This window comes from Pseudoalteromonas espejiana DSM 9414, from assembly GCF_002221525.1.
Taxonomy (GTDB): Bacteria; Pseudomonadota; Gammaproteobacteria; order Enterobacterales; family Alteromonadaceae; genus Pseudoalteromonas; species Pseudoalteromonas espejiana.
Window position 1 is genome coordinate 79,583 of the sequence record NZ_CP011028.1, and the last position, 21,492, is coordinate 101,074.

The 21,492-nt window shown below is 39.9% G+C and carries 20 protein-coding genes; 7 read left to right on the plus strand and 13 right to left on the minus strand.

What is annotated here, in order from left to right:
- Positions 1-26 precede the first annotated feature (26 nt).
- Both PESP_RS00415 and ycaO read right to left on the minus strand, forming a co-directional pair.
- Complete coding sequence (locus PESP_RS00415; RefSeq protein WP_089346281.1) at positions 27-3,386, minus strand: ATP-binding protein; 3,360 nt, start codon at positions 3,384-3,386, stop codon at positions 27-29.
- A gap of 135 nt (positions 3,387-3,521) precedes the next feature.
- Positions 3,522-5,282, minus strand: coding sequence for a 30S ribosomal protein S12 methylthiotransferase accessory factor YcaO (gene ycaO, locus PESP_RS00420; RefSeq protein ID WP_089346282.1), 1,761 nt, complete (start codon positions 5,280-5,282; stop codon positions 3,522-3,524).
- Positions 5,283-5,438: 156 nt separating this feature from the next.
- Between ycaO and PESP_RS00425 the strand changes: the two genes are divergently transcribed.
- The 4 genes from PESP_RS00425 (at position 5,439) to PESP_RS00440 (ending at position 10,568) form a co-directional block, all read left to right on the plus strand.
- Positions 5,439-7,724, plus strand: a complete 2,286-nt coding sequence (locus PESP_RS00425; protein ID WP_089346283.1) for a penicillin acylase family protein — start codon at positions 5,439-5,441, stop codon at positions 7,722-7,724.
- A gap of 58 nt (positions 7,725-7,782) precedes the next feature.
- On the plus strand, positions 7,783-8,631 hold the full coding sequence (locus PESP_RS00430; protein WP_089346284.1) for an MBL fold metallo-hydrolase: 849 nt from the start codon (positions 7,783-7,785) through the stop codon (positions 8,629-8,631).
- An 87-nt stretch (positions 8,632-8,718) separates the two neighbouring features.
- On the plus strand, positions 8,719-10,251 hold the full coding sequence (locus PESP_RS00435; RefSeq protein WP_058403712.1) for a bifunctional GNAT family N-acetyltransferase/carbon-nitrogen hydrolase family protein: 1,533 nt from the start codon (positions 8,719-8,721) through the stop codon (positions 10,249-10,251).
- Positions 10,251-10,568, plus strand: coding sequence for a DMT family transporter (locus PESP_RS00440; RefSeq protein WP_058547718.1), 318 nt, complete (start codon positions 10,251-10,253; stop codon positions 10,566-10,568). Before PESP_RS00435 ends, PESP_RS00440 begins: the two co-directional genes overlap by 1 nt.
- An 82-nt stretch (positions 10,569-10,650) precedes the next feature.
- On the opposite strand, the gene PESP_RS00445 is transcribed toward PESP_RS00440, so the two are convergent.
- Entirely contained in the window at positions 10,651-11,529 is an 879-nt protein-coding gene (locus tag PESP_RS00445) for a DMT family transporter (RefSeq protein ID WP_174694364.1), read from the minus strand.
- 255 nt (positions 11,530-11,784) lie between these two features.
- On the opposite strand from PESP_RS00445, the gene PESP_RS00450 reads away from it, so the two are divergent.
- A complete protein-coding gene (locus PESP_RS00450; protein WP_089346286.1) occupies positions 11,785-12,168 on the plus strand; it encodes an MAPEG family protein in 384 nt (127 codons plus the stop codon).
- A gap of 85 nt (positions 12,169-12,253) precedes the next feature.
- Here the strand turns inward: PESP_RS00450 and PESP_RS00455 are convergent, their stop codons facing one another.
- The 3 genes from PESP_RS00455 to PESP_RS00465 all read right to left on the minus strand — a co-directional run bounded on the left by PESP_RS00455 (position 12,254) and on the right by PESP_RS00465 (position 14,641).
- Complete coding sequence (locus PESP_RS00455; protein WP_089346287.1) at positions 12,254-13,465, minus strand: M56 family metallopeptidase; 1,212 nt, start codon at positions 13,463-13,465, stop codon at positions 12,254-12,256.
- 9 nt (positions 13,466-13,474) lie between these two features.
- Positions 13,475-13,849 (minus strand): BlaI/MecI/CopY family transcriptional regulator, encoded by a 375-nt coding sequence (locus tag PESP_RS00460; RefSeq protein ID WP_089346288.1) that lies wholly within the window; start codon positions 13,847-13,849, stop codon positions 13,475-13,477.
- Between the two features lie 99 nt (positions 13,850-13,948).
- Complete coding sequence (locus tag PESP_RS00465) at positions 13,949-14,641, minus strand: pseudouridine synthase (protein ID WP_089346289.1); 693 nt, start codon at positions 14,639-14,641, stop codon at positions 13,949-13,951.
- 91 nt (positions 14,642-14,732) lie between these two features.
- Between PESP_RS00465 and PESP_RS00470 the strand changes: the two genes are divergently transcribed.
- Positions 14,733-15,038, plus strand: a complete 306-nt coding sequence (locus PESP_RS00470) for a DUF6482 family protein (protein WP_089346290.1) — start codon at positions 14,733-14,735, stop codon at positions 15,036-15,038.
- A 41-nt stretch (positions 15,039-15,079) separates the two neighbouring features.
- Positions 15,080-15,487 (plus strand): GNAT family N-acetyltransferase, encoded by a 408-nt coding sequence (locus PESP_RS00475; protein WP_089346291.1) that lies wholly within the window; start codon positions 15,080-15,082, stop codon positions 15,485-15,487.
- A gap of 10 nt (positions 15,488-15,497) precedes the next feature.
- Here the strand turns inward: PESP_RS00475 and PESP_RS00480 are convergent, their stop codons facing one another.
- From PESP_RS00480 to dapF, 7 genes are read right to left on the minus strand one after another with little or no spacing between them, the layout of a single operon-like run.
- Complete coding sequence (locus tag PESP_RS00480; RefSeq protein WP_089346292.1) at positions 15,498-15,854, minus strand: HopJ type III effector protein; 357 nt, start codon at positions 15,852-15,854, stop codon at positions 15,498-15,500.
- 32 nt (positions 15,855-15,886) lie between these two features.
- A complete protein-coding gene (locus tag PESP_RS00485) occupies positions 15,887-17,191 on the minus strand; it encodes a hypothetical protein (protein WP_089346293.1) in 1,305 nt (434 codons plus the stop codon).
- 23 nt (positions 17,192-17,214) lie between these two features.
- Positions 17,215-18,321, minus strand: a complete 1,107-nt coding sequence (locus tag PESP_RS00490) for a retroviral-like aspartic protease family protein (RefSeq protein ID WP_089346294.1) — start codon at positions 18,319-18,321, stop codon at positions 17,215-17,217.
- A gap of 25 nt (positions 18,322-18,346) precedes the next feature.
- A complete protein-coding gene (locus PESP_RS00495) occupies positions 18,347-19,054 on the minus strand; it encodes an HAD-IA family hydrolase (RefSeq protein WP_089346295.1) in 708 nt (235 codons plus the stop codon).
- A gap of 10 nt (positions 19,055-19,064) precedes the next feature.
- On the minus strand, positions 19,065-20,012 hold the full coding sequence (locus PESP_RS00500; protein ID WP_089346296.1) for a tyrosine recombinase XerC: 948 nt from the start codon (positions 20,010-20,012) through the stop codon (positions 19,065-19,067).
- The gene (locus PESP_RS00505; protein WP_089346297.1) at positions 20,009-20,620 is read right to left on the minus strand and encodes a DUF484 family protein; all 612 of its coding nucleotides are present in this window, start codon (positions 20,618-20,620) and stop codon (positions 20,009-20,011) included. The genes PESP_RS00500 and PESP_RS00505 overlap by 4 nt, the downstream gene beginning before the upstream one ends.
- Positions 20,617-21,447 carry a diaminopimelate epimerase gene (gene dapF, locus PESP_RS00510; protein WP_058547704.1) on the minus strand — a complete coding sequence of 277 codons (831 nt, stop codon included), beginning with the start codon at positions 21,445-21,447 and terminating at the stop codon, positions 20,617-20,619. The genes PESP_RS00505 and dapF overlap by 4 nt, the downstream gene beginning before the upstream one ends.
- Between the last annotated feature and the right edge of the window lie 45 nt (positions 21,448-21,492).

Here is a 21,492-nt window from a genome sequence, read left to right on the forward strand (position 1 = left end):
ATAAACAGTGTTTTTAGCTTACACCTTTATTGTGTGCCAAGCCATTGTTGTAATTTAGGTTCAAGTGCAGCTAAATCAAGCGGTTTGGTTAAATAGTCATTCATACCAGCATCTAAGCATTTTTCTTTGTCTCCTTGCATGGCATTGGCAGTAAGGGCAATAATAGTAATGTGCTTGTTATGTTGGCCAGCTTTGCCTTCTCTAATAGCATGTGTGGCTTGGTAGCCATCCATTTCGGGCATTTGGCAGTCCATTAAAATCAGCTGGTATTTTTTTTCTTGAACACTGTTGAGTTTATCTATGGCGTCTTTGCCGTTTTCTGCAATATCGAATGTAAGTCCAATTTGCTTTAATAATGCAGATGCAACTACCTGATTAACTTTATTATCTTCTACTAGTAGCACTTGTGCTTGCGCTGAAATTTCTTTTTCTGCTTCAGTTAACTTATTTTGTAATTGCGCTTGGCGCTGTTGTTGCTCAATGTATTTGTCATTGGTGAGAGAATCAAATAAATCAGACGGTGTTAACGGCTTAAATATGAGGCAATCTATATTTATGCCTATGTTGTTATGCTCTTTTGAATAGCTCATAGGTGCCATAACAACGAGTTTACTCTGCTTGCTAATTACTCTATTTTTTAGGGCGTTAACTTGAGGATGAGCTGCCTGTTCAAAAAAGTGATAATCAACGAGTAATGCATCTGGTGGGTTATCGCAGTGATCAAAATAATTAATTATATCGCTGTAATCATTTAAAATATTTACGTGCGCACCCCATACTCTTAATTGTTTTGCTGCAATATTGGCATTAAGTGAACACGTATCAATAATTAAAATATGCTTATTGTTAATTAAATGGCTTGGTAAATCTTGCGCTTTAGTAAGGCGTGGCTGTATTTTAATTGAAAACGAAAAAGTACTCCCTTCATCAAGCATACTGGTTACATTTACTTCGCCTTCCATAAGCTCACAAAGCTGCTTAACAATTGCAAGCCCTAAGCCTGTGCCGCCAAATTGTCGCGTTGTTGAGGTGTCAGCTTGCGTAAATGAATCAAACAATGTTTGCTGCTTTTGAGCATCTATTCCTATTCCTGTATCTATAATTGAGCAAAGTAAAAAGCTGCCATCGGTGGTTTCATCAATTTGTGCTGTAACAAGAATTTGCCCATCTAAGGTAAATTTAACTGCGTTACCAATTAAGTTGTTTAGTATTTGGCGTAATCGGTTAGGGTCACTAATTATTTCGCTAACCGTTATTTGTGTGGCATCTAAAATAAGGTTGGTATTGTTTTGCTCAACTTTTAAGGCAAACGATTCAACAACCTCACCAAGTAATTTAGGTAAGTTAAATTGTACGTTTTCAATATCGAGCTTACCGGCTTCAATTTTAGAAAAGTCTAAAATATCGTTAATAATATTTAATAACGATTGCGCCGATGACTGCGCTAACTCGATGTGGTGCTCTTGTTGCTGATCAAGCTTGGTGCGTTTAATAATATTAAGCATGCCAAGCACACCGTTCATAGGGGTTCTTATTTCGTGACTCATGCTGGCTAAAAATTCACTTTTAGCCATAACGGCTTGTTCGGCTGCTTCTTTGGCGGTAACTAGCTGCTGCTCGGTTTCTATACGTTGTTGGCTGGAGTACAAGCTACCAATAAGGGCTGCAACTGCAATTAAAAAGCTTTCTTCATTGCGTGACCAGGGGCGCATAGATTTACATTGCTCAGCACATAAAATACCTATCGTGCCGTTGCCTGCTGGAATAATAACGCACAACATGGCATTTATATTTAGTGGTGCTAAATAACTCGCTCGTAGTGGTTTTAATAAAGGGTGTTTTTGGGCATCTGTAACGCTAAAAACAGCTTGTTTTTCTATGGCTTCAAAAAAGTCAGGGGCGTCTTCTCTTAACCAAATTGCATTGTTATTACCCACGGCGTTATGAGTATTATGTGAGGCTATGGGGCTAAGTTTACTTTTGGCAGAGTTAAAAAACCAAATACTTGCTTGTTCAATATTTAAAGCATTGCAAATAGACTCAGTAATTATTTGTTTAGACTGACTTAGTTGGCCACTTAAAATGAGTTCATTAGCTGTTAGCGAGGCCAAAATTTCGTTATGTAATGCTATTTTACTATTTTCGAGCTCAATACGTTTACGGGCATCAATGTTTTGTAGTGAGCCAAATATTCTTATGCATCGGCCATTTTTTTGCTCTGCCTCACCATGAACAAGCACCCACATTTCATGCCCTTCAGAGTCTATAACTTCTAGTTCTGCCTCGTAACTTTTACCTTCTTTTATTGCTTGTTCGACCAATTTTGTTATGAGGTTTCTGCTTTCACCGGCTTTAAAATAGTTTAAATTTAGAGGCCAAGAAGGTTGTTTATTTAATGGGTATTTAAATATTTTTTTAGTCATTTCTGACCAATATGCTTGCTTCGTCTCTAAGTTAAATGACCAAGCACCAATTTGTGCGAGATCACTCATCGCTTCTAGCATTTTTTCATTTTGCTGCTGGCGATTGAGCATTTTTAAAAAGAATAAAAAAGCCCACACAAGTAACCCACAAATAATAAAAATAGCAGCACGTAACGGCCATATTGTAGAAGGGGCTGGGTCCCACCCTTGTTTTGGTGCTACGTATAATTGCCAGTTCCCACCTTGAAAGCTCAGGGTGAATTCAAGTGGTTCTTGCTCTGTAATATTTTGAGAACCATAAAAAAACTCGCCTTTTTTACCTAAACCATGGCGCCCTTGTAAGGCAACATTATATTCATTTTCGAGCTCTTTAATGCCTGAGTTTTTATATACTTTTCCAATATCAAGCACTACCGAGAGCAACCCCCAAAAACGATTTTCAGGAGGTATGTAAACAGGTACCCGTGCTATTAAAGCTATATCACCTTGTACTAACTTTAACGGCCCAGCCATGACTATTGAATTAGTATCGCGCGCTCTAATTGCATCTTCGCGTTGGTTTTTTGCTTCTAAAAAGTTTAAGCCGAGTGCTTTTTCATTGCCTTTAAGCGGGTAGGTCATACGAATTACCATATCGGGTGCGCCGCCAATATTGCGAAGCTCGTTCGAGGTTTTAAATAAAGGCTCGGCAATTTGCTCAAAGCGATCTTGTTGTAAATTTGGCTCTGCTGAAACAGCCACAGCTAAGCCCCTTACAAGTTGAATATTAGAGACCAAGGTGGCTTCTAGTTGAGCGCGGTAGGTGCTGACCTCAGATAAAATTTGTAGGCGGTGGGCGTCTTTGGCGCGATTATAGTTAATCCTATCCAATACAATACTGACTAATATTATTAGCGTAAGCGAAAGCCAAAAGGTTAGCTTAAAGTTATCAACTTTATTTTTTTTATTATTCTCTGGCGGCATTTATAGGTATCGTGCTGTTATTTTAGGCATATTAACTATAGCCAATTAATTGCACAAATAAAAATGGCGCTAATAAATTAGCGCCATTTTATTTTTATAATTAGTAGTTTAGCTATATTAGCTCAACTATTAGTATTAACTATCGGCAACTTCACGTGCCCAGTGGTTTTGCTTAGCTACATGTAACTTACGGTAGCCATCAAGTAAAGCTGCGTGCTTTTTAAAGCCTTCAAGCGATAAACCAGGGAAGGTTAAACCATTAAATAATTTACGGCCTTCGGCAATTTCAATTGCAAGCGTTACGTTGTCGCTACCAAACATTAAACCAAGTGCATCTTGGTAGTCGGCGTATTCACGCTCGTCATCGTATTTAATTTCAAGAATGGCTTTTAAGCAGCGGAAATGGCGCATTGCCTCTTCGTTTACTTGGCCTGTATGTAGTATCCAATCAACCCAATCGATTGCTTCTTCGCTGCCTGCGGCTAAACATAGGTGCGCTTTAAGCTCACCAATACGCAGTGTGTGCCAAGGTGTATCGGCATCAGTTGCAAGGCCAATAAACTCTGCTGCGCGAATAATATCACTGTGGCCGGCTTCTTCTAGGCTGTCGTAAATATCCATCCATTGCTCAGCATCGTACTGATCAAGCGATAGGAATGCTTCACGGAATTTAGCGCCTTCGTTGTTGTTACGCCAAATAAGCTCATCTACTGGGTAAATGTCTGACATGCCCGGTACTAAAATTCGACATGCATACACGTTTAGGTGCGTGTAATCCATAATATAAATGTCGTGGTTCATGCTATGAATTAAATCTGTACAGAAGTTGTATTCTTGCTCTGTTGTACCGCTAAAGTCCCAGTGTACAAAGTCAAAATCTGCTTCGGCACGGAAGAAATCATGCGAAATCAAACCGCTAGAATCAATGAAGTGCAGTTCAATGTTTTCAGGCGTTGCTACTTCGTCGTTATCGAACGTGGCTGGTTGGAACACATCAAGCTGATCAAGGCGACGACCTTGTAGTAACTCAGTAACAGTACGCTCAAGGGCTACTTCAAATGAAGGGTGAGCACCAAACGAGGCAAATACAGAGCCATCTGTTGGGTTAATCAGCGTTACGCTCATTACTGGGTATTTACCGCCTAGTGATGCATCGGCAATACGTAAATGAAAACCATGGCTGCGTAGTTCTTCACATGCTTCGTGAATTTGTGGGTACTGTTTAACAACGTCTTCAGGCACGATTGGTAAACAAATACCTTCTGCGATGATGCGGTTTTTTATAGCGCGTTCAAATACTTCTGATAAACCTTGTACACGCGCTTCAAACTTGGTGTTACCTGCGCTCATACCGTTAGATACAAAAATATTACCAATCACGTTTACCGGAATGTACACGTCTTGATTATCGCGTTGGCGCGTGTATGGCAATGTACAAATGCCGCGCTCGTTATTACCTGAGTTAAAATCAAAAAGGTGTGATGCGTTAAGTTCGCGCTCTGGGTCAAAATAATCCCACAGGCTTTCGTCCATTATGCCTTCAGGCACTTCTTCACCTTCAACTTTAAACCATTTTTCGCTTGGGTAATGAGTAAACTCGCCGTTGGCAAATTCTTCACCTAAGTAAAAGTCAGCAAAAAAGTAGTTACAGCTTAAACGCTCAAAGTATTCACCTAGCGCAGAGGCAATAGATGCTTTATCGGTTGCGCCTTTACCATTGGTAAACATAACACCGCAGTCGCTGTCTTTAATATGAACCGAATAACAGTTAGCTACAGGATTAAGCCAAAGCGCTTCCTCAACGTTAATGTTAAGGGCTTTAAGCTTGTTTTGCATGGTAGAGATTGACGATTCTAGGTCGCGGTCTTTACCTTTGATAAATGTTTTTTCAGTCATATTAATCTCAACTAGTTCTGCACATGATGTGGAAGCGACATTATCGTGGATTTTGATGTTTATTTCACCCTTTGTGAGCAAGAACATTATTATTTAATAAAACTGTGGTTATTATATGCTCATACTGCGTAGTATAAATTTTTATAGGGAAGGTTGATGTTTAGAGTAATCAAACGGTTATTGTTATTAATTGTGATTTTAGCGCTTGCAGGCACAGCGGTAGTATATGGTGTGCTGACTTTGAGCCTGCCTGCACTTGATGGCAAAGGTCAAAGTAGTCACGTAAGTAATAACGTTAAAATATCGCGCGACTTACTAGGCCAGGCTGTTATTAATGCCAATAATAGAAACGATGCCGCTTATGGATTAGGTTATGCGCACGGACAAGATCGATTTTTTCAAATGGATTTATTAAGGCGCAACGCCGCAGGTGAGCTAAGTGAGTTATTTGGCAAAGTGGCCCTTGGGCTTGATAAAAAAATGCGCTTTCATCAATTACGCAAACGCAGCCGCGCTATTTTACAAACCCTCACAAAAGCCGATAAGCAATTATTAACAAGCTACGCACAAGGCGTGAATGAAGGGTTGGCACAAGTAGGGTATGCAAGCTTTGAATACCTACTAACAGGCGGTGTGCAAAAACCTTGGCAAAGTGAAGACAGCTTATTGGTTATATTTAGCATGTATCTTGATTTACAAAGTGCAACGTTTGAGCGTGACCAAGCGCTAATACAGATTGAGCAAGCTTACGGGCAAAAAATGGTTGAGTTTTTAACGCAACCAAGCCAATACCAAGCGGCGCTTGATGGCAGTAAACTTACGCCTTTTACAGATGATATACCTACACTTCCAGCGCAAGCACAACACCCGGTTAAAAATATTCAAGCAAACGAAGAGCGCGGCAGTAATAACTGGGCCGTAACCGGTGCGCATACGCAAACGGGTGCAGCAATGCTCTCTGACGATATGCATTTATCGATGGCGGTGCCGGTTATTTGGTACAGAGCACAGCTTAATTACACGCAAAATACTAAGGAATTTCAAATAACAGGCGTATCGCTGCCTGGTGCACCCGCTATTGTGGTGGGTAGTAATAATAAAATTGCTTGGGGCTTTACTAATGGCTACATAGATACCGCTGATTGGATAGCGCTAAATGATGAGAGTAAAACATGGCAGGTAAATGAGCCAATAGCGTTGCCAAATGATGAAGTTGAAAACTACCCATTAACGTTAAGCGAATACGGCCCAGTAAAATACATTAATAAAAAACCCTACGCACTTAGTTGGGCGGCGCATCAGCCTTACGCCGTTAATATGGAATTAGTAAAACTTGAACAATCAAATACGGTTGATGATGCATTAGCAATAGCGAGCAGTGTGGGTATTCCGGTGCAAAACTTAATGGTGGTTGATAATAAAGGCAGTGCAGCGTGGAAGCATATGGGCGGCATACCTGCACGTAAAACCCCAAGCGAATTAAGTGTAAACACAAAACAATATTCTACGCTTTTTGAGCAAAATGAAAATGAACGCCCGTTTGTTAAAAACCCGCAAAATGGGCGATTATGGACAGGTAACTCACGTGTTGTATCGGCCATAGATAACAGCCGGTTTGGTAACGGTGGTTATGCACTAGGGGCACGTTCAAGCCAAATACGCGATAGATTATTTGAAAAACAAACCTTTGCTGAAAGCGACTTTTACGCGCTACAGCTTGATAACCAAGCCCGCTTTTTAATGCCTTGGCATACATTAGTACTTAATCAGCTTAAAAAAGATAAAAGCAAAAATAAGCAATACATTAGCGAGCTTGAAAACTGGCAGCAGTGCGCATGTGCAAGCTCTGTAGGTTATACCTTAGTTAAGCGCTATAGAAGTGCATTAATAAATACTGTTTTTGCAAGCATGGAGAATAAGCTCAATGAGCAAAGCGGTACACTTAAATACGTAAAACGCGATCTTGAGCCGGCAATATGGCAGCTTATTAATACACGGCCCGATTCGTGGGTAAACCCTGAGTATAAAAGTTGGGATGAGCAGTTATCAGGTGCATTTAACCAAACAGTGACAGCGCTTAGGGCAGAGTATGGAGATAACTTACAAAATTGGCAGTGGGGCAAAGTAAATGCGCTTAACATTGAGCACCCGTTTGCTAAACAAATACCAATACTGGCTAAGTTTTTAAATATGCCAATAGCGCCTGGGTTCGGCGATAGCTACATGCCCGCAGTGCAAGGTAAAAGCTTTGGTGCATCGCAGCGCTTTATTGCCCAGCCTGGGCATTTAGAAAATGCCATTATGACAGTACCGGGTGGGCAATCGGGGCATCCTCTATCTGAGTTTTACCGTGCAGGCTTTAGTGATTATGTAGAGGGTAAACACACGCCTTTATTGCCACAAACGCTTATACATCAAATAATAATAGAGTCCGCTCAATGAACTAAAATATAGCTAAATACGTTCTTTATTTATTAATTCATATAACAGGTAAAAAATAATGAAAAAAATACTACCCGCATTAATCACAGGCTTATTACTAAGTAGTACAGCGCATGCAGATGAAAGCCCAGTAACCGCTGAAAAGTTAAGTGACCACGTATACGTATTATTTGGGCAAGGCGGCAACATTGCAGCAAGTGTTGGGGACGATGGTATTTATATTATTGACGACCAATTTGCCAAGTTATCAGACGAAATTAAAAAAACCATTAGCGATTTAAAACCCGGTAGCGCAGAGTTTGTAATTAATACGCATCATCATGGCGATCATACTGGTGGTAACGAAAACTTTGCCAAAGCCGGTGCGCATGTTATTGCGCACGACAACGTGCATAAGCGATTAGAAGAAAAACACGGTGCAAACTCAGATTACCTGCCACGTATTAGTTTTGGCCACGATTTAAAGCTGCATTTTAATAACGAACATGCGCATGTAGTGCATTATGCGCATGCACATACCGATGGTGACTCGGTTATATTTTTTAATAACGATAACATAGTACACATGGGCGATATTTACTTTAACTTTGGCAGCTTGCCGTTTGTTGATGTAGATAGCGGTGGCAGTGTTGACGGAATACTAGCAGCCGTAAATGACGTTATTAAGCAAATAGACGAGCGCACCATAGTGATACCCGGGCATGGTCCGGTAAGTGACCGTTCAGGGCTAGTAACGTATGCTAAACTTGTTCAAAAAGCTAAAGGTTTAATGTTAAATGCAATGCAAAATAACGCAAGCCTAGAGCAAGTAATTAAAGCCGATCCATTGGCAGAACTTGGCCTTGAATACGCAGGCTGGTTGCCAAAAGAGAAAGTGACTACACTTTTTTATCGCAGCTTAAAGTAGTACGCGTAACGTAAAAAACATGATACAAAGCTGAGTGTACTTTAGCGTACATTCGGCTTTTATTTATTATGCCCAAAGGAGTTGTGTATGTCGGCAGAAAAAACCCACCTAGAAATTTGTAACTTAACAAAAGAGCAGTATCCGCAAATTAAAACCTTGATGGATCAGGCTTATCCCGATTTAGGTGGCGCATGGCCAAGCCATACTATTTTTAGATTGATAGATCAGTTCCCTGAAGGGCAAATAGGCATAGTGGATGATGGTGTGCTTGTGGGCTTAGCGCTGAGCGTACAAGTAGACTACACGCGTTTTTCAAACCCACATACCTACGAAGACATAGCCGATGGCCATGATCGCGTATTTAGCGATACCGATGGCGATGCTTTATATGGCTTAGATGTTGCTATTAGCGAAACTCACCGAGGCATGCGTTTAGGGCGTCGCCTTTATGATGCCCGTAAAGAATTGTGCCGCCAATATAACTTACGCGCTATTTTAGCCGGTGGCCGTATTCCACGTTATTACAATCACAGCAGTGAAATGACGCCAATGGAATACATTGAAAAGGTTGACCAAAAAGAGCTTTACGACCCAATTTTAAGCTTTCAGCTTTCTAACGACTTTCAGGTAAAGCGGTTACTTAAAAAGTATCTGCCGGAGGATCAAGAGTCTGTAGGTTACGCCACGTTACTTGAGTGGAATAACATAATGTATGAGCCAACCGATACGGTGCTCGAATCTACTAAATCAATCGTGCGTATAGGCGCGGTGCAATGGCAAATGCGCTGCGTTGAGTCGGTTGAAGAAATGCTAAAGCAGGTTGAATACTTTGTAGATACGGTATCTGACTACAAAAGCGATTTTATATTATTTCCTGAGTTTTTTAACGCGCCACTTATGGGCTTAGGCGATCAAAATAATCAAACCGAAGCAATCCGCTATTTAGCGGAATATACCGAAACGTTTAAAAACGCGATGTCGCGTATGGCAATAGAATACAACGCCAATATTATTACCGGTTCTATGCCGCTTGCCGAAGACGATAAAATTTATAACGTAAGTTACTTATGCCACCGTAGCGGTAAAATAGACGAGCAGCGCAAAATACACATAACCCCGCATGAGCAAAATGATTGGGTTATTCAAGGCGGCGACAAAATTGCCGTGTTTGATACCGATGCTGGGCGTGTAGGTATTCAAATTTGTTACGATGTAGAGTTTCCAGAGCTTTCGCGCATACTAGCTAAGCAAGGGCTTGATATACTCTTTGTACCGTTTTGGACCGACACTAAAAATAGTTATTTACGGGTTCGCCATTGTGCGCAAGCGCGCGCAATCGAAAACGAATGTTATGTGGTTATTGCAGGCTCAGTGGGTAACTTACCTGAGGTAGAAAGCTTAGACGTACAGTACTCGCAATCGGCAGTATTGACCCCGTCTGACTTTTCTTTTCCGCACGATGCAACATTAAATGAAGCCACACCTAATACCGAAATGTTATTATTTAGCGACCTTGATATGGATAAACTAAAAATTCTTCATAGCGAAGGTACGGTGCGCAATTTAAAAGATCGCCGCGAAGATTTATACGACGTAATTTTGAAAAAGAGAGATGTTTAATGGCATGGGTTTATTTAGTCATTGCAGGCCTGCTTGAAATAGGCTGGCCAATTGGTTTAAAAATTTCACAACAACCCGATACTCGCTGGCAGGGTATTGCAATGGCTGTGGCGTTTTTAACAGCCAGTGGCTTTATGTTGTGGCTTGCACAAAAGCAAATATCAATGGGTACTTCCTACGCAGTATGGACCGGCATTGGCGCTGCAGGAACGTTTTTAGTGGGTATATTATTTTACGGTGATGCAGCCACGTTTGGCCGTATTGCAGGTGTACTCATGATTATTTGCGGTGTGATAACGCTAAAAATTAGCTCTTAAAAAGAGCGCTTAAAACTCGCTTTAAAAGTTATAAGCAGCTTTATAGTAGCGCAGGATTAAAAGCCTGCGCTTTTTTATATTCTCAATTTGGCAGCATCACTAAAATAGCGGCAATGGCTATTAGGATTAAGCCTGCGGTGTCTGGCTTTTTGAGTGGTTGCTTTAGCCAAAGTACAGCAATTAGCATAGTAAAAAATACTTCAACCTGCCCAAGCGTTTTAACATACGCCACGTGCTGTAAACTCATTGCACTAAACCAGCCAATAGAGCCCACACAACTAAAAATACTAATCGCTGTTGTAATGCCTTTATATTGCCAAAGTTTACTAAGAGTATGCGGCTCTTTTAGTAATAAATAGCCAAGTAATATAAGTGTTTGTAGGCTTATTACAAACAGTAAAACCCATGCAGCCGAGTGCGGAAATAATAACCCTGAATTTAAACTCGCTTCACGTACCCAAAGGGATGTAAGAGCAAAGCTTGTGCCGCAGGCAAGGCCAAGTAACGCTGTTTTAGCATCAAAGTGTTTTACGCTGGTTATACCGCTAAGTAAAAGCACTGCTATGGCCCCTAAAAATACCCCTAACCAACCAAATACACTAAGCGCAGAGCCAAAAAATAATACCCCTAAAATAGCCGCGACTAACGCCTCACTTTTAGCAAGTCCTGCACCTACGGCGTAATTATTCATTTTAAATAGCTTTACCATTAAACTCGTGGCAAGTATTTGCATAACGCTTGCGCCAAAAATAAATCCCCAAAAGGCATTATTAAATGTAGGCATGGCTGTATCTTGATATTGATAAAGGCCATATAAATAAACTGCAGCAATGGGGCCTGCTAAAATAAAACGTGAAAGGGTTACGCCAGCAACACTTACATTGTTACTTAATTTACTTTGCAGAGCATTACGCCAGGCTTGCATAAAGGCGGCTAAAAAAGTGAAAAAGATCCAAGTCATGGTATTCGTCGATTAAAAATAAGGTCTTTAAGTTAACAATCTTTAGTTATTAATGCGATGCATTAAGGGTGATAGTGAATATTCATCATCTGCGATATTATGCCGCACTGCTTTATGAGTAAACTTAGCTATAGTCAATATGATGTTATTGTTTAGCCGCCAGCGTATGTCATAAAACGTTTGGGCGGCTTTTTTTATGCGTGTATGTTATATGTATTGCTCAAATAATCAGGATTTATAATAAGAGAATAAATTATGACAACATTAGTGGTGTGTGCATTATTAGCTGTATTAATGCCTTATTTTGCAAAAGTACCCGTGGCCGTTGCGATGGCAAAGCTTGGACGGTACGACAATAAACACCCACGTTCACAACAAGCAAAACTAACGGGTTTTGGTGCTCGGGCGCTCGCTGCTCATCAAAATTGTTTTGAATCACTTGCAGTGTTTGCCATTGCTATTGCTGCTGTACTTGGTACTAACTCAGTAAATGCAGTAACCGAAACCTTGGCGGTTACTCATATAGTTTCGCGAACTTTGTATTGTATTTTTTATTGGTTGAACCTAGATATTATACGTTCGCTTGTATGGTTTATTGGCTTAGGTACTGCCATTGCCATTATTATAGTGAGTATCTAATTTATTGTTAAAACCACAAAGCAAGCGGCCTAAAAGGGCGCTTGCTTTGTGCTCTTGTATAACTTAATAGCATAACTCAATAGTATTAATGCGATACTTTAATTCGCTCGATTAAATCGGTATTAGCAACCTCGCTGTTTATAGCAAAGTCTAACTGTACGAGTACATCATTAAAGCCTGCCTCAGACATTTTATATTCCCACTTTGCCAAGGCTTCCTTCGCTGATTTATCAAAAACGTCTGATGGCTTAGATTGAATTACGCTAATGTTTTTTGTTCTGCCATTGGCGGCAATATCGTATTTTAATACTACCGAGCCGCTAATGCCTTGCTTAGCTGCTTGGGCAGGGTAGACAGGTTCAATGCGTATTGTTGGTGAAATATGATCCTCTTTCGTTATTTCAGCTTGGGGCTGTTTTGCAATGGCTAAACCGCTAAGCATGCTTGCCGCTATTAGCAGTAAGCCACCTTTGGCAAAGCGAGAGTGATTACCACTGTGCTTTATATTGGTAAGTCGTTGTAACATGGTTTTTTTATCTCCGTAGTGTGAATAAGCCATTAGGCCTGCGGGAGTTGCTGCCGCGCAGTTAACTAAGGCTTTGCTGTATAAAATGTGTTGGTGTGTGGTTTTATTGGCAAGTACCCGTTCATCACAAGTCAGCTCTTGTAATCGGCGCATGCTTGCGTAACAAAACCAAGCAAGTGGGTTAAACCAAAGTAAAATAGTGGGTAGTAGCATGAATGCGTTTGTTAAGTTGTCTTTGCGTTTAATGTGTACGTTTTCGTGCTCTAAAATAAGCGCCAATGTGGCTCTATCAAACTGGGTATTATAGTTGCTCGGCAGCACTAGTTTACTGTTTAAAATACCCACCACCATTGGCGTGGCTACATGTTGGCTGATATAAGTTTTAGCACTTGTAGTAAGTGTATGGTTAAAGTGTGTTAGCTCTGTTAGCTGCAGGCTTTTAACAAAGCGAGTATGTGTAATAAAGCTGGCTATTAATAACCCCGCGGTAATAAGTACATACATAAGTGCCCAGCTAATACCCATTTCATGTGTAAAAGGCTGGTTAGGGGTAATTAAGTAATGGCTAATGTTGCTATTTTGCAGTGGTTTAATCGCATTGGGTAAATTAGCGATAACTAATGCCGCAGGCAATAACCACGCTAACTTGTATACAAACCGCGCGCCAAGGATTTTTAAACCAAATCGCTCGAGTAAAATAAATCCACAAAACAAAATACTTAATAGTAGTTGTTGCTCAATTAACCAATTAAACCCAGTTTGAATAACCATATTAATCCCTTACTTTTGGTTTTTTTCCCAGTCATCAATGACTTTTTTAAGCTCGTTTATATCTTGCTGAGAAAGCTGCTCCGATTTAGCAAAACCGCTTACCAGCGGGGCTATGCGACCACTAAAAAAGCGCTCAATAAAGTTTTGGCTCTCTTTTAGGGTGTAGTCGGCGCGCTCCATGCAGGGGGTATAAATATATTGGCGACCGTCTTTTTCAAACGACAGTGCGCCTTTTTTAACTAATCGACCCAGTAAGGTTTTAATGGTTTTTTCGTGCCATTGCTTATCATCGCTTAAGCGCTCAATAATTTGGTTGGCGGTTGCTGGGTAATTAACCCAAAGTGCATCAAGTACTTCAAATTCTGCTTTTGATAACTCAATCATTTTATTGCCTACAAATGTAATCTTTAATTTAAGACTACACCTGTAATCTATTTTTGCAAGGTTATTTTTTAACTTTTTTATGCGCTATTTAAACGAAGGTTAGATTTTTGAAATATCAGTTTTATTAATTTGTATGTAGTGGTTTTCAGGGAGGTTTAGTTTTGAAAGAGCGAGTTCGCTAAATTGCACTCTAAATAAATCAGTTACTTTAAAGCCGCAGTAATGCGCCATTTTACGTATTTGCCTGTTAAGCCCTTGCTTTAAAATAATACTAAACTGGTTGTCAGCTATTTTAGTTACTTCACACGGCAAGGTTACTTGCTTATCTACAGGCACCCCAGCGGCCATTATTTCACAAAACTCATTATTAATAGGTTTATTTACCGTCACTAAATAACGTTTGGGCTGGTGGAAGTCAGGGTGAATAAGTTGATTACAAAAATCACCGTCGTTGGTCAAAATAAGTAAGCCCCGAGAGTCTTTATCTAATCGGCCAATAGGATAAACACGGGTAAGTGTAGGCAAATGGTGAATAAGGCTGGCAGGGTCATCTTTATTTAATTTGCAGTCAATACCTACAGGTTTGTGGTACGCAAAATAAACTAGCTCGGCTGCGCCTTTAACTGCTTGGCCATTAACTATTACTAAGTCTTGCTCATCAACGTGATCAATATGATTAGCAGGGCGATCATTTACCGTTACTACCCCTTCATCTATTAAGCGCGATGCCTGTTTGCGTGAGCAAACACCGGCGTGAGCAATGTATTTAGCGAGTCGAATTTTATTGCTCATAAGCTTAAAAAGGCAGTGATGTAATAATTTGATCGCGATTATAGCAAAGGTGCGTATCTATAAAGTTACTTTTTATAAAAAGGCGATTGTTATGGGTATGAAATTTTCTGAACTAAAAAAACACGAACCATTACAAAAAGTGGTGGCGCACTCCCTAGAAATGGCGCTCTATCAGGTGTCTGTCATTATAAATAACGTAGAGTATTATATTACTGAAGAAAATGGCGAATTTGTAAAAGCGCTCAGCCCGCTGCATATTCAAAAACGTTTTGAAAAAATAGCCTACGCCGAAATGGTGCTACGACACACGAGTGCCTACGACGAAATGTGCGGCCAACCCGAAAAAACAAGCAGCAATTTACTAGAAGTACCTTATGGTAAAAATAACCTTTTTTAATTAAGTTAGTTTGCTAGTATCTGCTTCTTTAAGGGCGGTACATGTATCAATTTAAAGCAGATAATACCGATGCGTTAAACTCAGCGCTTCGCACTAAAATAGTTGAATTTAACGCGCAGCACTTTGATGCGCAAAGAGTGCCATTAGGCTATAAATTTGTTGATGAGCAAAGTAAGGTTGTTGCAGGTATTAGTGGGTGTGTGTTTGGAAATTGGCTGATGATTAGTTGGCTTTGGTGTAGCGATGTAGCGCGAGGTCAAGGGCTTGCAGGTAAGTTACTAACGGCACTTGAACAATCAGCTGTTGAACTAGGTGCAACGACCGCTCAGCTCGATACGCTTGATTTTCAGGCTAAGCCATTTTACGAAAAACGCGGGTATGTGGTTAAGTATCAACTTAATAACTACCCGCGCTCTGGTACGCGCTACTTTATGGAAAAGTCGCTTTAATTTTTGCTGACTATTTTGCTTTTAGCGGCTCGCCTTCAAAAGTAACCCCTAAAAATGGCGTTGCCTCTGGCGCTAACATAAACGTGCGAATGTTCATGTGATCATCGCCCTTAGGGTTTTGTAGTACGTCTTCACGGTAAAACTTACCAAAGCAATCTAATGTATTTTGTTTACTTAAATCGTTTAATTTAGCAAACGCAAAAATTTTACATGAACCGTTGTTTTCACTTGCTGAGCTAAGCAACCCGTGGTTATTAAAGCCACATGCAGTAAAATTGTAATTAGCTTCAATCACCGCCATTGTGTCGGTAAATTGAATGCTTTTTGGGTTATCTGCAAGTTGCTGTAAAAAATCTAGTAGTAACATTTTTATCCTTTTTAATATAAAAATATAAGGGATTAGTAATCGTTGCTAGTAAGCTCTGCACTTAAAAGCTTTCCATCATAAATATAAAAATAACCATCCCAGTACTGTGATGTAAATTCTGCTGAATCAAAAAACTCATCGTAATTGCCTAACTTAGCAAGGCTTGAAACAGGGTCGTTATATTTCACACCTGAAAAATCCCAACTGTGTCCTTGCTTAAAGTAATTGGCTAATGCCGAGAGTTTTATATTGTTAGTAGAGATAGGTTCAAAAAGTTTTAATTTGGCAATAAAGTCAGCTTTTTCATATAAGAACTCGCTGCATGGAGTAACACTGATATTGTCTTCAGATGAACTGATTAGCTTTAAAGATATATTTATATTTTTATTAAGATTACCATCAGTTTTGGCGATAAAGCTTTTAATGCAATGCTTATTAAATGCGATTTTGTCTATTAGCTGCCCTTGAGCAATTCCTATTAGCCTTTGATCTACTTCAGTGTCTGATGACTTATAATATGCGGTTTCAATATCTGCAAACTCTTTATTTAATGCCGTTATTTGTAAAGGCGTTATAGGGGTGGCTGCTTCTACAATCTCATTATTACTAAGTTTGATCTTAAGCTTTTTATTTTCCAACGTGAGCACATTATTAATTTGCATGGGTAATAAGTTTAAATGGAACTGATAGCCTACTAGTTGATTATTAACAAAGTGAAAAGCATGGTGCCTACCATATACACGTATTCTTTTGCTTTCATTTTTTAGTTCAAGGCTGTGTAACCCCAGCAGTTGAGTTACTTCTTGTGTGCTTTGTCCAAATTTGGTGCCAAAAAAGTACTTTGATATAATTAACTTACTATCAAATTTTTTGAATGCAGGTCGGTCATCATTATTTGAAAGAATTGTTATCTTTTTTTCATTTGATTTCAAAACTCTGAAGGTATGCTCCCCTGTAATAAAAGTAGCTTCAGACATTGCTTGGTTTTTATTGCAGTTTTTGGAAGGTGTGAAGTGAGCGGTATAAAATAAACGTTTTTTAATTGAGTTAGAAGAGGTCGATTCTTGGTTAACGTCTCTATCCATAACGAACCTCTCCTTAACATAGATTTGAGAGTTAGCAGCTAATGATTTTTTAACTTTTTTGTACTCAAATAAAGCTTCGGATCTTAAGTTTTTCTGTGCTTCAACTTCACTATCTAGCTGAAATAATGACATTTGAGTCTTAATTGTAAATTGCTCTGAAATAGCCTCACAGCTTTTGTCTTTTACAAAATAATTTGTTGCCAGAGCACTACATTGCCAAAAACAAAGTAGTGTAAATAGTAGTGCACGCATAAACTTCCTTTTATTATTTTTGTTTATTTAGCACTCAACTCTAACTCATTTGTTTGTTGATTTATATTAAATTTAAATCGCGATAAAAAGTTCATTCCTAACAAACCTTGGCTGCGGGTATTGTCGATACTGAGCACTTCAAAGCCATAAATAATTTGCATCCCCACTTTAAACGACTCAATTTGATAACGCTTAACTTTAATTTGCCCATTTGCAGTGTTTACGGTTACATCGCCTAAATAAAGTGGCCTTGGTGAAAGTTGGCTAAGCACATCACTCGAAAGAGAAGTAATACTTGCACCGGTATCTATCATTAGTTCGCTTTGCAGTGAGTTATTTAGCTCGCTACTAATTAAATAATGCGCGCCGTAAGGGGTTAGGGTAATAAAGTCATCTTGCGATTGCGCCTTATTAATTAGTGTTTTTAGTGTATTTACGTCTGTTTTAAGAGGGTTATTACGTGGCATACGCTCAAGAGTGGTTATTGCGCTTATAAAGTCATTTTGCTGGTAATAGGCATAAGCAAGTGCGTATAAAAAGTGACTATTGTCGTTTTGATAATCGAGCCAAATTAGGGTTTGTTCGATAATTGCTTGCCAATTTTGCTGCTCACTTAAACTGTGAAGCTCGTTTTTGGTCAAATTTTCCAACCGCACATTTTCGGTGTGTTGCTGTGGCTCATTTAACAACGGGTATAGTTCAAATAAAGCAATAATTGCATTTTGTATTTGCCCACTATTTATTAAGTAATCGACCTGCAGTGTAAGTAGCTCTGTATTGTAAGGGTCTTGATCTAATAGTGTGTTTAACAATGGTTCGCTAAGAAATAAGTTAGTATTTAGCCATGTTTTTAATTGCAAAACCCACGAAGAGTAAAGTGTGCGAGCAAGGGTTGGGGAGTGTTGCTTTAGTTGCTGGTAAGTATTAAACGCCTCGTCAAATTGGTGTTGCTCAAATTGTTGTTTAGCCTTAGTAAGTAGCTCATTATTAGGCGCTTTAATTGGTTTTGCAGAGGTTTTTTGGATTTCTTGTTTGCCAACAACCGCGACTTGTTCTGGCCATAGCAGGTAAGCATTGAGGCTAAGTGAGCCAATTAATAGTAAGGTTATTAGCTTGGTATAATGGCTCATTGCAACCTCGTCGTTGTATTCTAGGTTATTTAATAAAATGTGCTAAGGCATGAATATTCGCAATTTCAACATCGGCAAGCCCTTTGTAGGCATAGGTAGCGCCTTGATCGTTTAGCCATACCGATTGGCAACCAGCATTATTAGCGCCTTGTACGTCGGTATCTAGGCTATCGCCAATGTGTAAAATTTTACTTTTAGGGATATCTAAATGCGTCGCGGCTTTATCAAATAATGTTTTATGAGGCTTTGCTTTACCGTGCATGCCTGCTTGTAACACGAGCGAAAATTTATTGTGTAAATTAAAGCGTTCTATTTCCACATTACCATTAGTGATAGCAACAAGCGTAAAATGCTGAGCTAAGTTATCAAGTAGTTTTAGTACGTCGTCACTAACTACTATTTTGCTACGTGCGTCAGCAAAAGCGTTATACGCTGCATTTGCATGGTGCTCTACATCATCGGCGTTTAAATCTAATTTAGAAAGCGCTAAACGCAGCGTATGTTGGCGCCATTTGGTCACGTTATCGGCAAGCTCAGGTGATTGTAATACTGCTTCGTTACGACATTGCTGCCAATATTTTGGGCCTTGCTCTAGGTAGCTTGGCAGTGCACTTAAGTAATCTTGCTGCGCTTTAACCGCCGCTTTTATTATTGGGTGGTTGTTGTACAAAGTGTCGTCTAAATCAAAGCTCATCACAGAAAAAGGGCGAAGAGCACGATTAAATCGGATCATAGTTATTCTCCTAATCAGTTTGCTTTTTAGCGCGCGGGTGGGTGTTGTCGTACACCTTGGCTAAATGCTGAAAATCTAAATGCGTATACACTTGTGTAGCCGACAAACTACTGTGCCCTAATAGCTCTTGTACGGCACGTAAATCGCCAGAGGATTCTAAAATATGAGATGCGAATGAATGGCGTAATTTATGTGGATGAACCTGCGAGCTAATACCTTGTTTTATTCCCCACTCTTGCATACGTAGGCGAACCTGACGCACCGAAATACGGTTTTTTTTGCTACTTAAAAATACGGCTGTTTCGTCAGGTTTTGCAAATTGACCGCGTATATTAAGCCAATTTTGAAGTGCGCTTAATGCTTTTTTTCCAACCGGAATTAAGCGCTCTTTATTCCCCTTACCTTTAACTAATATTTCACCACTGGATGTGTTAATATCGCGTAAGTTGGTGCCAACTAACTCGCTAATGCGTAGCCCCGATGAGTACATTAGTTCCATCATGGCTTTGTCTCTTATAGCTAATGGGTCGTCATCGTTAATTTCTAGCAGGCTTGCCATTTGATCTACATCGAGATTTTTAGGTAAAGGCTTTGAAAACTTTGGTCCTTTAATGCCTTGGGCGGGGTTATGGTAATGTGCTTGTTGAGTAATGTTTTTGGCTTTCAAAAATTTGTACAAACTACGGATGCAGCTTAATTTTAAGCTAATTGTTCGCCCGCTTAATTGCTTTGACCTAAGGGCCATACTGTAGCGACGAATATGCTCGCCTTGTACGCCAAACCAATCGTCACATAATTTATTAAAATAAAGTGCGGCAAAATTAAGCTGGCTCACATACTGATTTACCGTATGCTCAGAATACTGCCTTTCGTACTTTAAATATTCGCTAAATAAATGAATGGGCGTACGCCAATTATCGCTTAACTGCTCAGTATTAGGCGTAGCGTCTTCGCTCATGCCAGTTCCAACAGCCTTAGTTGCAGGGCACGCACAAAATCAAGTACAAAGAGATTGTCTTGTGCGGGTTCAAAGTGGTTAGCATCGTTACTACCAAAGGCTAAAATAGCCACTGGCTTTTTGCTATCACCAATTAAATAAATAGCTGCCGACTGGGTTTCATCGCTAAATAGTAGCTCGCGTTCTTGTTGATTAATGCGCCCTAAATAATGCGTAGAATGTGTAAGGCGGTGCTCAATAAGGCTTTCATACTGTGCTGTATATTTAACTAACTTACAGTTGCTTATGTTTGGACTTGTACAAATTATATTGGTTAAGTTACTGGCAAGTGTATTGAAGTCGTAATTGCTCCAAAGCTGGCTATGGCATTGGCTAAATAACCTATATACAAGCTCGTTTTGTGTTGCATGTTTGCTCATGCTCTCTATTTGATTTTTTAACAGTGTGTTGTGCTCACGTAGCTGGCGCTGCTGAATATGCACCAGTGAAGTAGCACCTTGCTCTTTTTGTTGAAGCTCAAGCTTTGCAAGTAAGTGTGGTTGCTCAATTAAAAAATCAGGGTGCTGTGTCAAATACTCAGCAACTTGTGCTTTGGTTAGCTCGTTCATAATGCTACTTGCCCATCAAATACATGCTCGGCTGGGCCGGTCATGCGTACAGGGTGGCCTTCGCCGCTCCAGCGAACTTGCAATGTACCGCCAGGTAAATCAACTTGTACCGTGGTGTTTAGTTTGCTTTGAATATGGCCAATAACCATCGCTGCACATGCGCCAGTACCACAAGCAAGGGTTTCGCTAACGCCACGCTCCCATACTCTGAGTTTTATATGATCTTGCGACACTACTTGCATAAAGCCGATGTTGGCCCGATTTGGAAAGCGTTCGTGGTTTTCTAGTAGTGGGCCTAGCACATCAACTTGTGCGGTTGTTATGTCGTCAACTTCTAACACGCAATGCGGGTTACCCATAGATACAGCGCCACTAAATACAGTGTGCTCTTGCGCTCTTATAATATAGGTTAGTTCACGCTTGCTGGCTTTGAGCGGTATTTTGGCCGGCTCAAAATTAGGGTGGCCCATGTTTACTGTAACTTGGCCATCTTTTTCAATATACAGTGTTAAGTTACCTGATTTAGTCGACACGCTAATTTTATGCTTATTGGTTAGGCCCTTCATGCGTACAAAGCGGGCAAAACAGCGTGCGCCGTTTCCGCATTGTTCTACTTCGGTGCCATCGGCATTAAATATACGATAATGAAAGTCGAGATCGGGAGAATAAGGTGCTTCAACCATGAGTAATTGGTCAAAACCAATACCAAAGTGGCGATCAGCCAGTTTTTTTATTTGATCTCGTGATAAAAATACATTTTGTGTAATGTTATCAATTACAACAAAGTCGTTGCCTAAGCCGTGCATTTTGGAAAAATTAACTAACATAGCGCTCTAATTCGGGTTTGCTCTGCGCTAATCATGCCACAGAGC